The organism is Niastella sp. OAS944, assembly GCA_024809215.1.
Taxonomy (GTDB): Bacteria; Bacteroidota; Bacteroidia; order Chitinophagales; family Chitinophagaceae; genus Niastella.
The window spans coordinates 352,416-368,767 of the sequence record JANUBW010000002.1 but is presented as its reverse complement, the minus strand read 5'-3'; the positions used below and the strand labels follow the sequence as shown (position 1 = coordinate 368,767).

Annotated in this window: 10 protein-coding genes; 7 read left to right on the top strand and 3 right to left on the bottom strand. The window is 44.6% G+C overall.

What is annotated here, in order from left to right; translation table 11 throughout:
* Window positions 1–9: 9 nt before the first annotated feature.
* Both GGD38_RS12095 and GGD38_RS12090 read right to left on the bottom strand, forming a co-directional pair.
* A complete protein-coding gene (locus tag GGD38_RS12095) occupies window positions 10–756 on the bottom strand; it encodes a hypothetical protein (protein ID WP_375300591.1) in 747 nt (248 codons plus the stop codon).
* A gap of 243 nt (window positions 757–999) precedes the next feature.
* On the bottom strand, window positions 1,000–3,714 hold the full coding sequence (locus GGD38_RS12090) for a PKD domain-containing protein (RefSeq protein WP_375300592.1): 2,715 nt from the start codon (window positions 3,712–3,714) through the stop codon (window positions 1,000–1,002).
* A 432-nt stretch (window positions 3,715–4,146) separates the two neighbouring features.
* Here GGD38_RS12090 and GGD38_RS12085 point away from each other — a divergent pair, with 432 nt between their 5' ends.
* Window positions 4,147–5,526, top strand: coding sequence for a PQQ-dependent sugar dehydrogenase (locus tag GGD38_RS12085; RefSeq protein ID WP_375303820.1), 1,380 nt, complete (start codon window positions 4,147–4,149; stop codon window positions 5,524–5,526).
* Window positions 5,527–5,535: 9 nt separating this feature from the next.
* On the opposite strand, the gene GGD38_RS12080 is transcribed toward GGD38_RS12085, so the two are convergent.
* Complete coding sequence (locus GGD38_RS12080) at window positions 5,536–6,582, bottom strand: patatin-like phospholipase family protein (RefSeq protein WP_375300595.1); 1,047 nt, start codon at window positions 6,580–6,582, stop codon at window positions 5,536–5,538.
* 103 nt (window positions 6,583–6,685) lie between these two features.
* Between GGD38_RS12080 and GGD38_RS12075 the strand changes: the two genes are divergently transcribed.
* The 6 genes from GGD38_RS12075 (at window position 6,686) to GGD38_RS12050 (ending at window position 16,332) form a co-directional block, all read left to right on the top strand.
* Window positions 6,686–7,477 (top strand): DUF6597 domain-containing transcriptional factor, encoded by a 792-nt coding sequence (locus tag GGD38_RS12075; RefSeq protein WP_375300596.1) that lies wholly within the window; start codon window positions 6,686–6,688, stop codon window positions 7,475–7,477.
* A 301-nt stretch (window positions 7,478–7,778) separates the two neighbouring features.
* Window positions 7,779–8,513, top strand: coding sequence for a bleomycin resistance protein (locus GGD38_RS12070; protein ID WP_375300597.1), 735 nt, complete (start codon window positions 7,779–7,781; stop codon window positions 8,511–8,513).
* Window positions 8,514–8,755: 242 nt separating this feature from the next.
* Complete coding sequence (locus tag GGD38_RS12065) at window positions 8,756–10,825, top strand: hypothetical protein (protein WP_375300598.1); 2,070 nt, start codon at window positions 8,756–8,758, stop codon at window positions 10,823–10,825.
* 398 nt (window positions 10,826–11,223) lie between these two features.
* Entirely contained in the window at window positions 11,224–11,832 is a 609-nt protein-coding gene (locus GGD38_RS12060) for an RNA polymerase sigma-70 factor (protein WP_375300599.1), read from the top strand.
* 60 nt (window positions 11,833–11,892) lie between these two features.
* Window positions 11,893–13,017, top strand: a complete 1,125-nt coding sequence (locus GGD38_RS12055) for a FecR family protein (RefSeq protein WP_375300600.1) — start codon at window positions 11,893–11,895, stop codon at window positions 13,015–13,017.
* Between the two features lie 120 nt (window positions 13,018–13,137).
* Window positions 13,138–16,332, top strand: coding sequence for a SusC/RagA family TonB-linked outer membrane protein (locus tag GGD38_RS12050; RefSeq protein ID WP_375300601.1), 3,195 nt, complete (start codon window positions 13,138–13,140; stop codon window positions 16,330–16,332).
* Window positions 16,333–16,352 lie beyond the last annotated feature (20 nt).

The following is a 16,352-nucleotide window of genomic DNA, read 5'->3' as shown; positions in this document are numbered from 1 at the left end:
GTAGTAGGATTAAAACTTGATGTTGAGTTTCTGCGAAACCAGTTTGCCGTCTTTATAGTATTCAAAGATCCATTCACCGTCTTTCTTAAACACCACGCCATTGGCGCCTTCTGCAATAAAATGGTCCTGCACACTTGTTTTCAGCAGGGTCAATACTTTTTTAGGCGTAGTGTCAATTAACTGAAAGCCATTGGCTGTAGGCTGTGCATATAAAATGCCGGTGGCATCGGTAACTGCTACAGCAGGGGCGGGTGCAGGGGTAGTAGGCTGTGGTGTTATCTGAGCCGGTGCAGCCGCAGCAACCTGTTGGGCTGGCGCCTCGGTAGTGCTATCGTATTTGTACGGGGTGTTTTTAAGCGAGGAATAAGCATCTCTCAGCGCCTCATCGTATGCTGTTGGCCATTCTTTTTCCCTGCTTTTTCCTTCCTTGCTTTTGAAAACCACATTACCCTGGCAGTCTTTTAAGATCAGGATCACAGTGGTTACAAAGAATCCTTTTTTGTCTTCCAGTTCCGCTTTCAGGGCGTTACACTTGTTACCGGCTAAATGGGTTGGTAATTCTGAATTATCCATATAAACAGTAAAGCCTTTATCTTCCAGCAGCAATTTGGTCATGGTATTCATGCCATACTGGTTATCTGTTTTAAAAATGCCAAACCTTTCGGGTACCAGTACATACTTGTAATTGTTGATGGTCTTTTGGGAGTAGCCAGCTACGGTAAATAGTACCGAAATAAATAATGCAAGTGCTTTCATATAATAATTTGCTTCGTATTGTTACGAAAATATACAAAACTTGTAAAGTCCGGCAAAAAAAATGAATATATGCCTATGTATATGAAAAGGCGAACTTCAAAAATGAGGGTTGGTAGAATAAAGATGTGAAATAAGAAGTAGGAAATAAGAAGTATGAAGAGCTTGAAATTCCAAAAGCGCAAATGATCACGAGCCTCGTGTATCGGGTTTTTCCTACTTCCTACTTCTTATTTCTTATTTCTTTTATCTCAGCAGTATCACAGTTCCCTTTCTGTTCAATGGCCGGCCTTTGTAATCGATGGCCGATGCCACATACACATAGGTGCCGGCTTCGGCTTTCTGGCCTTTGACCGTTCCATCCCAGCCTTCGTTAAAATTCGTTGTGCGAAAAACCAGTTGTCCCCAACGGTTATATACCGCAAAATAACTAAACGACCTATAACCCACCGGTTTCACTTTTAACCTGTCGTTAATGCCGTTGTTATCGGGCGTAAACGCATTGGGAACATATAAGTCGGGCCCTGCAAAACGCTTCACCAGTATTTGTGATTGCTTTTTACAGCCCTGCGCACTTACCGAGTACAGGAAGTAACGCTGGTCGTGGTCGAGGGTGGCAATGGGCTTTTCAATATCCCAATGGTTGAGGCCGGTAGCCGGTGACCAAACATATTTCATATTGGGTTCACCCTTTGCATCCAATTGCACCGGCTCCATAAATGCCGCCAGGGTATCTTCGCCCGCAAAAGAGTTATTGGTGTACAAATAGAATGGCCGGTAAATAGTATCCTTACATCCTTTGTCGGTAAACGTATATAAGGTGAAGGGCCTTTCGCCTGCAGTAGTGTATGTTTTTGTAATGCTGGTAAAACTTCCTGGTTCTTTTACAGCCCCTTTTAAATACCATTTGTAATCTACCACATTACCCACCAGGTCGGTTGCCGAAATGGTAACGGGCACATAAATACAGGAATCTGAAATATCGAGTTTTACAATTGGTTTTGGGTATATTTCAAAACTACGTTCTGCTGCTTCGCTTTTACAACCCGCGGCGCTTTCAGAAATAAACTTCACCTTATGGGTGCCCGCAGTAAAAAAGGCCCTGGGGTTTTGAGGTGTTGTAGTAATGGTATTATCATAGGTCCAATACCATTTTGATACGGTTTCGCCACTGGCGCCGGGTGCAAAATAAGATCTGTCGGTAAGTTTAATGACCTCATTATTACACATAAGATCACCTACATCAAATGCTGCTTTCGGATTATAGTGCACATTTAAAACAGTGGTATTGGTATCTGACTTACAGCCCTCTACAGTAGATACTGCAAGCCTTACCGGATAAGGGCCTGCGGGCGGGGCTATATTCACGGGTATCGTTTTGCTTTGTATAATAGTACCATTTACATTCCACCACCATTTATTTATAGTAGAAAAACCCGTTTGAACCGAAGACAGGTCAGTTAAAACGATGGGTGTTTTATTTTCACAGATCGGCGTTGGAAAAGAGAAGGCTGCTATTGGTTTAGGTATTACCGTTACCGGTTGTTTGCTTACGCTTGCACAGCCATTGGCGTTCATGGTAGTGAGCGATACATTAAAAAAGCCAAAGTTCGGGTAGCTGTACACAGCCGAGGTATTGGGTGATGTTTGGGTTTGCCCGTCACCAAAGTCCCAGGTATACGAAGGGCTGTTGAGGTTGGTTGAAGTGCTTTTGAAACTAAAGCTGTTACCTACCTGGCATTGTCTTGTGTTACTGTTTATGTTAAATGAAGCAGCCGGGGTGGGGGAAATTTGTACCGTAATTTCACGCCTGAAACCTTCACAGCCAAACAGGGCTTTTTGCGAAACATACCATTTAGTGGTTCCCGGGCTGGCTGTTGATGGTACGGGTGCCGTACCATCGCCAATTCCACCCACATTACTTGTGTACCAAAGTAAGGTATGGCCAGGCATAGCTTTGGCCGTTAATGGCGTTGAGGTTGAAAACTGGCAATAATCTATCAGTATTTTGGCGTCGGGGGTATCGGGTACCGGCATTGGTTTTACATACGCCTGTAAGGTGTCGCGGCACCCAAAACCGGGATACGGTATTACATCAACGTAAAAAACACCCTGGGTGGCCGGGGGCGGACTGATAGTCATTGACTGGCCAGAACCTATTATTTGTGAAAAATCTGAATTATACCAGGTATAGCTTTGAAAGCCAAATGGCGCGTCGAGAATGAGTGAATTGGTCTCTATACAATAAGGCGCTGTAGCCAAAATGTTTGAGCAGGCGCTGGCGATATCAAGATAGGCATAGCCAAAATGACCGGTACGGGTACAATCGGCCGTACGGAACTCAAGGCGAACGGTATGGCCGCCCAAACCGGCAAATTGCAGCGAAGTGGGGGTCCACCCCTTAAACAATACCTCGGGGTCCATCGTAGATTGTTTAAAACCGGGCAGCCCGGAAGTTGAAACATAATCGAAAGAAGCGCAGTTAATAAGATCGCCTGTTCCCACATCATAAGCCGTCACAAAAAAACGGGGCTGTTCGGGCAGCGCGTGTTGCGGGTTCTGAAAAACTACTGCATAAAAATAGGTGAATGTAAACGTATCGACGGTAGTAGGTACCTGAAACGTGTACGAAAGTCCTTCGGCCTGGGAGCCGGTTTGTTCATTTCCCAATTTTACCGAATAATTGCCGCCATAGGGACATAACCTGGGAAACTTACCAAAATAATCAAGTTCGGGCATATCGGTAGCAGTGATGATCGTGTGCCTGCCAGGCGTGGGGTCCGAGGGACTAAGCAACATCCGGTTTTTACCGTCGATGGTATCGGTGCTACCAACAAAACATTGCCATCCCGAAAAGTTGCCGTCCTCAAAATCAAGATTGGGCGGACAAGACGATTGCGTATAGCCTTTGGTTAGAAAGCATAGAATAAATAATAGACAGACTGCTACAGATCTGAACATCGGCTAGGGGTTAAATGGTTTGGGGAAAACCACAAAATTCTTAGGGTTAAATGCTGACACGGATTAATTCGCGGTTTAAGATAATACCTTTTTTAGAGAAAAAAAATGCCACAACGATATTGGCCGAATTTCAAATTAGATTTTAATGTAATCATTGAAAAAAACATTCTATCTTTATTACAAATAACAGGACTTCCTTTTTCCAACATCTTCTGAATACTCCACTTTACATCTTCTTTTTGATTTGTGCGCCCCTAAAGACTTTCAATTTTAAAGTGTTAATTCATTTCCTTTTAGGCCGATACTGGTCCATTTTATCTATGGTGTAAAACCTTATTGAAAGCTATGTGCTCACCTTTGTAAAAAGATGCTTTCATGAAATGGTATGCTCTTGATTGTCGCGATCGATTTATCAACCAAATTAATTCGAGTATGAAAGTTAATCTACCCGCTAACGCCAGCCGTGCCACGTTTAAATTTTTACAACCAGGCGTATTAGTTGTATTAAGTGTATTGTTGATACAAAGTTGCCAAAAGTCTATTTCGCATGATCTAAGGACCCTGGATATGCAATTAGTAGCAGAGGATTTTGTATCGCCTATTCAACTGGTTTCTTCAAACGCCAGCCAACGGCTTTATGTAGTTGACCAAATTGGTAAAATATGGACCATTGACAAGGACGGATATAAAAATCCAACTCCTTTTCTCGACATTAGCAGCAAAATAGTATCGCTTAATCCAGATGGTGATGAACGGGGTTTACTGGGGCTTGCTTTTCACAAAGACTTTAAGACCAATGGGCGCTTTTTTATTTACTATCAGTTGCCACCCCGCGCCGGCGGTCCCGTACCGGGCGCTACCTGGAATAACCTGAGCCGTGTTTCTGAATTCAATGTTATACCCGACGCAATAAGGGCTGACCCCAATTCTGAAAAAGTGATCCTGGAGTGGGACGATCCGCAAGGTAACCACAATGGGGGCTCGCTGGCGTTTGGTCATGATAATTACCTGTATATAGCCGTTGGCGATGGCGGTGGCGCTAACGATGTGGGGCCGGGTCATTTCGACGACTGGTATACGCCCAATGCCGGTGGCAATGCACAGAACCTTGAAGCCAATTTTCTGGGTAAGATCCTGTGTATTGATATTGACGTCGCATCGCCGTATGGAATTCCGCCAGCAAATCCTTTTGTAGGCAAACCTGGTCTCGATGAGATCTGGGCATTTGGCTTCCGCAATCCTTATCGTATGTCGTTCGATATGGGCGAATCGAAAGAGTTAATTGCAGGTGATGCCGGCCAGTCGTTATGGGAAGAGATCGATGTTGTTAAAAAAGGCGGTAATTATGGTTGGAATGTTAGAGAAGGCAGGCATTGCTTTAATGCCGCTGACAATACAAAGGAATTGGCTGGCTGCCCCGATGTTGATGACAGAGGCAAAAGGTTACTCAATCCCGTAATTGAGCTAAACAACTGGAAGAACCCGGCTGGTGGAAAAGCCACTACAATTATAGGTGGATATGTTTATCGCGGCGAAGCCATAAAAGAATGGCAGGGCAAATATATTTTTGGCACCTTTTCGCAAACAGCAACTACCCCCGATGGACAATTGTTTATAGCAACACCAACAAACTGGGACAATACCGGCTCCTGGGAATATAAACCAATTTCGCTTGCCAGCCATACCTATGATCTCGGCTATTTCCTCCGCGGCTTTGGCCAGGATGAAGATGGTGAAGTATATATAACTGTTTCATCAAACGCCGGCCCACAGGGTAATACCGGCAAGGTGTATAAGTTAGTGAAAAATTAAAAGTCCCTTTTACAGAGCAGGAGCAGGAGTGAAGAACTTTCTGGCTCCTGCTCTTCCATTTTCAACCAGCGCCATTATTGTTTTCTTAGGCAACTTGCGTACCCGCCCCGACATATTCAGGTTATCAATGGCAATGGTCCTGCGCAAACTGTTAGGATGTGTTACTTCCGGGTTGGCTTTATCAATAAGTGTATGGTACAGGGCTTTTAAATAATCGTTCATGCTATAAATGGCAAACGGATAAATGCCTGGCTGTTGCGTATTGTATTGGATCTGTTGAGGTATTTCCATTAGCAAACCCAGTGTTTCGGGGTTTTCGGTAAAAGAACCGGCAATAGGAATATTGCTGTTTATATACTTGGTTGAATCGAATAGGAATAATGGGTAATTACTCAGTACGCCACCGTCTACCATAACATGCAATAGTTGTTTGCCATCGGGCCTGTCGTAAATTTTACCCTCATCGTCCATTAATACAGCACGGTAATACAAGGGTATTGATAATGAAATACGCACTGCATCGCAGATGCGCATATTGGGATAATTTTCATAAGAGAACACCCGCAACATTTGATAGGTAAGGTCGGTACCTGTTATATACAGGTCTTTGTAACCCTTTTCGGCACTTTGTGCATGTAGTTCTGCAAAGGTGATTTGGCCGTTACCGGTTTTGGCTTCAATCAGATCTTCAATCCATTTGGCTATTTTTTCACCTTTATACCACCCGAATTGTTTACGCAGCCGGCTTATACCGCCCGCAAGCATCCAGGCGCCATCGTTGAATTGTTTTAAAGGAATATGGGACGTGAGCTCAATAATTTCATTGGAAGAGTAACCAACCGCAACCAGGGCGCCCTGAATGGCCCCAACAGAGGTCCCTGCTACCCGTTGAATGTCCTTTAATATGCCCATACTGTCGAGCACCTGAATAGCGCCTGCATAAGCAAACCCCTTCACGCCGGCACCTTCCATTACCAGGTTGCGGTATTTTACTGTTTGAGAACGGCCAATGCCAAATGCCGTGATCAGTATGGCTGCTAACAGTATTTTTTTCATTGGGAGGAATGTTTGGCATACAAGATACAGGAATCGATGGGTACCAGGCAAGCGGTAAATGACAATAAGCAGTTAAATATTTACTTATTCTTACCTTAGCCCCATGTACCAAACAGCACTTCCCACACCCGGCCTGCGCAATTATGTTTCCTGTTTTTGGGAAGGGGAGTTAATCATGGGCCAACACCAAACCCATACATACCATGCCATTGCAACAAGTAAAGTAGAATGGCTTTTTTGTTATGCAGGTAACTATTCAACCAATAACATATACGGACAACAGGTAAAGCTGCCTGCAGCTTGTTTTTACGGGCAATCAAACAGCTGTAAACAATATACCTCAACCGATACTACCAATGCTATTTTCGGTGTTCGTTTATATGCCCACGCTATACCGCTGCTTTTTGATCTTCCGGCAACGGAGCTAACCAATCAATATGCGGATATTTCTTCTTTACTGAACAATCGTGGTAAAGAACTGGATGACGAAATACGGCAGGCCAGTACATTTGAAAAAAGAGTGGCCATCATTTCTGGTTTTCTTGAATCGCAAATTCAAAACAGGTTGGCAACCTTAAACAGGTTCGAGGTGTTCATTACCACAATGCATAAAACAGGCTTGTCTGTAGGTGAGCTGTGCAGCCAGGTGAATCTTTCGCAACGGCAGTTTGAGCGGCATTTTAAATACCTCACAGGTTTTTCGGCAAAGGCATTTTTTAAGATAGCGCGTTTTGAAAATATGATAGAACAGTTGGGATGTTGCACAGGTAATGTTCCGCAAAACCTCACAAGTATGGCGCTTGAACATGGTTATTACGACCAGAGCCATTTGAACCGCCATTTTAAAGAGTTTACCGGTATGGCGCCTGGTGGTTATCTAAAGTTGATAAGTTGATAGAGTTGATATAGTTGATAAAGGTAATACAGAGTTGACAGGTTGACAAGTTAACAGGTTAACAAGTAGGTTGAATAGGTATATAGGTGATAAGGCAATACAGAGTTGAAAAGTTGATAGAGTTGATATAGTTGATGGAGGCAATACAGTGAATATTGTTATAAGATTAGCGAGTCTGACAATTAATCAGGCTTCTCAATTATAAGATTCCTCTATCAACTCTATCACCTTTATCAACGTGTTAACTAACAATGTCGCTTCCGTACAATCTCAGGTGAAGGCAGATCATGAACTTTACTCCATGACTCTAGTAAAGACACCACACTACGCCCTTCCATTATTGCCATGCATAAGTATAAACGAAACAGAAACTTTTTACAAAGCATTAGGCGCTATAGTAACCTATAAGCAAAAGGTGCCTAATAATTATATCGGGTTCAGCTTAAGTGGCATTGAGGTGCATTTCTTTGCCATGAAGCAATTGAAACCGGCGGAGAATTACAGTACCTGTTACCTGTATGTTACAAACATCGATGTGCTTTATGAAACCTGCCGGGCCGGTCTTAAATCCTTATATAACAAAGTACCGCTGAAAGGAGTTCCACGCATTAACCCGTTAAAAGATATTCCGGCCTATGGCGTAAGGCAGTTCATTATAGTTGATTGCAGTGGTAATTATATCAGGATCGGGCAACCTATTACAAAAACAGACAGCCTGATCTTTACTGAAAACAATAAAGCACCGGTGACGGGCACGCCATTGGCAAAGGCCTATGAATTGGGAAGCCGCCTGGCCGATTCGCATGGTGATTTTGAAATGGCAGCACGAACGCTTGATAAAGCGCTTACTAATGCCGAAGAAAGTGATCCTTTGAATTTGCTAAAGGTATTGTTATTGCGTGCCGATGTAGCGCAGCGGCTGAGTGACACAGCTCGCTTTACCGAATTGATTAAAGCGGCTGAGAAATTGTTGGTGAGTTTTTCTCCTGCAGAAGTAGAGGAGGAGAGGAGATTGTTTGCAGAGTTGAAAAGTTGATAGAGTTGATATGGTTGATAAAGGGAATACAGGTTTAAGATTAGCGAGCTTAGCTATTAGTCATGGATCTCAGGTATAGGGTCCTCTATCACCTCTATCACCTTTATCAACGTATCAACTTTCTTCTACTTATTCAATCTGTTTCAAACCTATTCCCTGCGTTTCAAAATAGAACACGCTGCCCATCGAGCCTGCTAAACAACGAAATTCGTAGTACACTTATTTACATTAAACTTTTTTCTATGACCAAACCGATTGCTGTACTACGAAACGTAGCCATATGTGCATTGCTGCCTACATTGGCAGCGGCCCAAATAAACTGGCCTGCCGGTCAGTTGTTGCCTTCTTTTCCTGCAGCAGCGCAAACGCAGGACCTCATCACATTACGCGAATCATCAACACGTTGGGAAGGCGAGGGGCCATATCTCAGTCATAAGACCGGCCGCCTCGAAACCGATGGCTGGCTTTGCCAAACGGGTATCGATGCTGCCAACGATCACATGATCTATGGTCCCTACGATGCCAGCATTCCATCGGGACCTAATGTGGCAGAGTTTAGAATGAAGATCGATAACAACACGGCTAATAACGATCCGGTTGTTGATCTCGATGTCAGGAATGCTACTACCGGTGCTATATTGGCCAGCCGTACCATTACGCGCCAGCAATTTCCCATTGCTTCAGCGTATACCAATTTCACGCTGGCTTTTACCATGCCGGCTAATAATCAGTCTATTGAGTTACGGGTATACTGGCGGGGTACTGCTTATACCAAGGTCGACTGGGTAGCAGTACAACAAAACAATACTTCTGCCGAAATGTACTTGTTTGCTTCCCTCAAGGGCATTGTTAACAAAACCCAGCCCCGCATTTTTTCTTATGAAGGCGATGCATTTGCCGAAGGGCCATATACCTGGTTGCAGTCGCTGGGCCTAAGCTATACAGAGGTTACCGACAAATGGACCCTCATCACCAAATACCGCAATGAGCTTTCGGGCCTCATCATTTACGATCCCAATCAAATACATACCGTAAACCTGGCCACTATGCTGGCTAAAAGTAAGAACGCATTAATTGCTTCACCAGCGCTTTCAACAAAACTCACCACTGCGCCTTACAATTTACCCGTGTTGCTCGATCTGCGTGGGCAGTTTACCAGCAAATTACAGGTATACCAAACTCTATATAACACGTATTGGCCCAATATCGATCACCGGTTGTTGATAGGCCTGAACCCCGAAGTTCATAAAGCCGCCTTACGCGAATATGCTACTGCGTTGGGTGCCGCCGTTATTTGGCTCGATCCCAATGTTGCAGCAGAAAGCACTTTGCTGAACAGCTTTTTGTCATCTATGCCTTCAGGTTCAAATGTAATGGGCTGGTGGCCCGAAGAAGCGCCCGGGGTGCAAAGAGCATCGCAATATGGTATTGCCACCATTGCCAGCGACTGGTGCGCTAATCTTACAGTACATAGCGGTACAAGCAGAACGGTGAACCTGAAACAGCCGCCGCCAAAGCCAGCCTTGCAAAACAAGATCTATGTTGCATTTATCCTGAGCGATGGCGATAACCTGCAATATATAGAGCACCTGATGCGCAAGCTTTGGAACAATGCCGACCGTGGCTCGGTGCCCATGGGCTGGACACTTTCGCCTGCCATGCTCGATGCTATGCCCGGTGCGCTTAACTTTTATTCGCAAACGGCTACCAATAACGATAACCTCATCTCTGGCCCATCGGGTTATGGGTATGCTTACCCAAACAGTTTTCCTAACCAGAGCCTGCTCGACCAGTTTGTTGCCAAAACAGAAAACTACAACAAGCGGGCAGGTTTTAAGGTGATCACCATTTGGAATACCATTACAGGCGGCATCAATCAAAACGTTGGGCAATCATTTGCTGCCAATGCGCCAACCCTGCTTGGATTAACTGCTCAAAATACCGGCGGCGGGTTAACCATTTATAATAACAGTTTGCCCGGTATGGCGCTCTCCTGTAACTACTGCACCAGCGAACAGGCCATGAAAGACCATATTGCCACTGCTTCTGCCGGTTGGAACGGCGCCCAGCCGCGTTTTGTGATCATTCAGGCCCAACCCTGGACAGACATAAAGCCTACCAATTTCAAAAATGTGGCCGCTTCGCTCAACGCTAATTATATAGTGATTAGGCCCGATCATATTTTTCAACTTATAAGGGAAGCCAACGGATTGCCGGTGAATCCTGGGGCAACTCCCATCACCAAAATGGGTGCTACCACTTGTACCGGGCTAACCAACACGGGTATTACTTCAGGAAAAAAGCAGGAGTAACAAAGTATAACAAGGAATTACTACGGAGCTTTCAAGGACCTCATAAGGACTTAACAGGGATTTTGCCCTTGCGAGGTCCCTGTGAGGTCCCTGTTATGTCCCTGCCAGGTCCTGTTATTCACGCCTCATTCTGGCCCCAATCCCTGTCAACATGTAACCAATTACTCAAACCGCAGCACAGAGGAAACTCTCGTCATCTCGCCAACCCTTAGTCAACCCGCTGCACAGAAACCCTCTATCAACTCCATCACCTTTATCATCTTTTCAACTATCAACCTGCTGCACAGAAACCCTCGTCAACCCGTTAACCCGTCAACTCCTTCTATTAGGTACATATGACACTTTTTTGTCAGAGAGGTGCTTTTTAAGTTAATTTGTTCCTGTAACCAGACTTGCGAATGAACTTTAACTCACCTGAGAATAAGCGGGAAGGGGAATATTTTGACGATTGGCTGCTTGACGGTGCTTCCTTTGAGGAGTTCTTCAAAAAGCACTTCTTGTCCCTTTGTGCGTACTGCCAGTTTAAATTCAGCCTCGACCTGCAAACGGCCAAAGAAGTAGTACACACCGGGTTTATAAAACTATGGGACGCCCGGCAAAACCTCACCGCCGGCATTTCGCCAAAATCGTACCTGTACAAGATCATCACCAATAATGTGCTCGATATATTAAAACACCAGAAGGTGCGGCAGCAATATGTTCAGTTTGTTTTACAAACGGTACCTGAGGAGGCTGAAGTAAATGGTTTTGATCAGGTTGATATAAAACAATTGCAGGCCGATATAGATGCCGCCATTGCTGAGTTGCCCGAACAAATGCGTCGCATTTTTGAAATGAGCCGTTTTGAGGGTTTGAAGTATGCCCAAATAGCCGAACAGTTGAACATTTCCATTAAAACGGTAGAGACCCAGATGAGCAGGGCGCTGGTGAAGTTGCGTGAAAAGCTGGGTGCCTACCTTTCCAGCATCATTATCGCATTGATTCTCACTATGCTTTTAAATAAATAACATTTTTTTAAAAAACCTGTAAGGGTAAGTCCTTGCTGAGTCGTATCAATTGTTAGTGCAATGGAACGAAATAATCAAATGAAGGAGCTGATAGTAAAATACCTGGTAAATGAACTGAGTGAAGAAGAAGATTCGCTTATTGTTGAATGGATCAAAGCAAGTGAGGAGAACCGGCGCTATTTTAATGATATAAAAGAAGCCTGGCAGCTTACGGCAATAAAGCTTACGCAGCAGGTGAATGAAGAAGCTGAATGGGATGTTTTTAAACAACACATTGCCGCAAGGGAAACGAAAGTTGTTACCCTCGATGAATATGCAGAAGAGGAGCGTGTACAGTTCAAGCGGGTCATTTATCGCAGAATAGGAATGGTGGCAGCAGCCGTTGCCGCAGTGCTGGTCATCGCTTTAGGCTGGAATTACTTTTTTACCGGCAGCAATATGCCCGAAGTAATTACCAAGACTGATAATAGTAAGGACGAAGTTGTAAAACCGGTATTACAACATGAAATAAATACAACCGGAAAAGAAAAGAATATAAAACTGGCCGATGGTTCGGTGGTAGTGCTGTTCAATAACAGTGAGCTCATTTTTGAAAAACCATTTGTGCGCAGGAATATAAAACTAATTGGCAAAGCGTTATTCAGAGTAGCAAAAGATGTTACAAAACCTTTCACTGTTGAAAGCGGAGCAATTGCTACCACGGCGCTGGGTACTGAATTTACGGTTACTGCTTTTGCTCACAAACCACAATTGTTGGTAAGGCTGTATGAAGGTAAGGTGGTTATTAAACCAACTGAACAGGGCAACAGTTTAATGAAGAACGATGTGTTCCTGATACCCGGTGAGGAGTTTGTTTACGGGCCCGACAAAACACTGGTAAGAAGTTTCAAAACCGGTCAAAACCAAACAGCCAAAGAACAAATGGCTGCCGACAATCCTTCTTTGCCGGTAAATGCCAAAGGCTCGTGGCATATGTACAATAACCAGGCCCTGTCGAAGGTGTTTGATCATTTGGCTGCGGTGTATAACGTAACCATTTTGTACGATGAAAAAGATGTGCAGAAGAAATATTTTGTAGGGCAATTTAAAACAACAGATTCTATAGCAACGATATTGAACTTAATAACCAAGGCGAATAAACTAAAATATACCAGAGAGGATCATATTTATATAATCCATCAGTAAGGACATCATTACCATTTACCTGATTTAGACCATCAAAATTTTTTTATACGGTGCCCAGGATAGGAGAAACTGCTTCCTGCCCTGGCAATAGGACCGTTTTATTTAAAAATTGCACGCTATATGAGATTAACGATTGTTAAATCCAGGGCCATTGTATTGCCCCTAATCATTCTATGTCAACTACTAATGCTTTCGCAAGCCAACGCCCAGCAAAAGACCAGTACGGTCACCGGCGTTGTTTCCAATGAAAAGAATTTACCATTGCCAAATGTTACCGTGGTTGTACGGAACGCTGAAACAAATTTTATGGCCGGTACCACTACCGATACGGCAGGCGTATTTTCGTTCAACAACCTGCAGGCGGGCGGGCCGTACAATTTTTCATTTTCTGTAGTAAGTTATAAAGCACAGAACATGAATGGTTATACGCTGAAGGCAGGCGCTTCCTTATCACTTGTTGTTACACTACAGGAAATTGAAAACTCCTTAGACCAGGTAGTGGTAGTGGGTTATGGTACCCGTAAAAAAAGTGAAGTAACCAGTTCTATCGTAAGTATAAATGCAGAAGATATCCGCTCGCGGCCGGTAACCAATGCCATGCAGGCATTACAGGGCAAAGCAGCCGGTATCGACATCACTTCTAACGAGCGCCCGGGGGAAATGGGCAAGGTGCTCATCAGAGGCGTTCGTTCTTTAGCCTCTACTCTTACTCAACGCGCCAATGACCCATTGTATGTAGTTGATGGTATTCCACTCAACTTTGGCAACCAGGGTAATGTGGGTGCTATAAACCCAAATGATATTGAGACCATCGACGTATTGAAAGATGCATCTGCCACGGCCATTTACGGATCGAGAGGCGCAAATGGGGTAGTACTTATTACCACTAAAAAAGGTAAGAAAGGAACTATCAACCTCGACTATGTAGGAACACTTACTGTTGAAGATATTCAGGACCGGATGGACCTCATGAACGCCGGGCAATATATTGAGCTCCGTCGTGATGCCTATCGCCGGGCAAAGTACCTCGATCCCAAAGCTATTGCATCTGCAACATACCCCGATGCGCCAACGATAACAGACGATCAGCGGCTTTTTGGTACCGATACCTACGCCTGGGAAAACGTAAAGAAAGGCTGGGCAAACGGTAGCTGGGATGGCAGCCTGGTAAATACAACCGACTGGCGCAGCCTGGTAAAACAAACCGGCATAACCAACGATCATACCATTAGTATTAGCGGTGGTTCCGATAAAATTAGGGCCTATGCATCGTTCGGGTATCTGAAGCAAAAGGGTACTCAGCTTGGTCAGGACTATACTCGTTATTCTTCTAAGTTCAATATAGAGATTACGCCATTAAAGTGGTTCAGTATGGGAACAAGCATAACCGCTACCTATGGTTTGCAGAATTATGGGTTCTCAAGCGGTAGCGCAACCGGTCCCGGTTCATTGTACGCAGCAGCGGCTGGTATGTTGCCTTTTGCCGTACCGTACGACAATGACGGTAAACGTATAAATTTACCAGGTGGCGATATTAATATCAATAGCCCCATAGGCGAAGAAAATTATAATATCAACCTACGCAAAAACCTGCGTGGCCTGGGCGCGTTCCATATTGATTTCACGCCCATCAACGGTTTGCGTTACCGGGTAAGCTTTGGGCCCGATTACAATAACTTTTATAATGGACGCTACCAGGATTCCATGTCAATCAACCGGGGTAGTGGTCAACCCGGCTCAAGCAATTATGCTCAATTAAACCAGGATAACAGTTTTGCATGGACGCTCGACCATTTACTTACTTATAACAAATCGTTGGGTGGCGGTCACGACTTCGGCGCCAGTTTCCTGTACAGTTCAACCAAAATACGGGAAGAAACTTCAAGCATTACGGCTTCAAAGCTGCCCTGGAGCAGCCAGAAATGGTATGCGCTGAACTCTGTAGGAACCCCCGATGCCTATAGCTCAGGTTTAACGGAAAGATCGCTGCTTAGCTATATGGGCCGTCTCAATTATTCGTACAAAGGTAAATATTACCTTGATGTATATACCCGCGGGGATGGCGCTTCACAGTTGGCTGAAGGTCACAAGTGGGATGTATTCCCTGCCGCTTCACTTGCATGGCGCGTGAGCGAAGAACCTTTTATGCAATCGGTGAGTTGGCTTAGCTCATTGAAGTTACGCGCAGGGGTAGGTAGTGTAGGTAATGCCACTGTTAACCCTTATACTACAAAAGGTGCCTTGCAAACCCTGTACTATACCTGGGGCAGTGCAGTAGATGCCGGTTATGTATCATCAGACCCTTCATCGGCCAACCCGGTATCACTGCCTAACAAAACTTTGAAATGGGAACGTACCACCCAGGCAAACGTAGGTATCGATTTTCGGGTGCTGAATGGAAGGATCGATGGTACCGTTGACCTGTATACTTCAAGAACAAAAGACTTGCTGATGTTGCGTTTGATCCCTTCCATTTCGGGCTATACACAATCGCTCGACAATGTGGGAGTAACTGCTAACCGCGGTATCGACGTGAGCCTGAACACAGTGAATTTACAACTGCCGGATTTCACCTGGAACTCAACGATCAATTTTTCTGCCACTCGCGACCGCGTAGTTGAAACGGCCTATGGTAAGAACGATGACCGTAGTAACCGTTGGTTTATTGGCAAACCGCTTAACATATTTTACGATTATCAGTACGAAGGCATTTGGCAGGAGAGCGAAAAGGATGAACTGCAAAAGAACTGGAACCCGGGTTTGGCCTGGGAAAAGTGGACAACCACACCGGGTATGATCAAAGCGAAAGACCTGAATGGCGATTATAAAGTAGATGCCAATAATGATTATGTAATTGTTGGAAGAGCGCAACCCAAATGGAATGGGGGTATTACCAACGAGTTTAATTATAAAAACTGGAGTTTGAATGTATTCGTTTTCGCTCGCTGGGGCTTCACTGTTGAAAGCGGCGCCGAATCATTGCAGGGCCGTTATGCACAACGGGTAGTAGATTACTGGACGCCTTCCAATACCGGCGCCAGATACCCTGCGCCTAACTATGCCAACGCTACAGGCGATGCCCGCCGTACTGCCCTGAATTACCAGGATGGTTCATTTGTGAAGATCAGGAATATCTCCCTGTCGTACAGAATGCCGAAAGGTGTTATAGACAGGCTGAAAATGAAAAACTGCCGCCTATACGCACAGGCTATGAACCCGGGTTTAATATACTCAAGGGTCGACTGGATAGATCCGGACCTGGGTGGTTCAACCTGGAACAGAGGTTTTGTATTTGGTGTGAATGCCGGCTTTTAATTACTAACGATTTAATACTT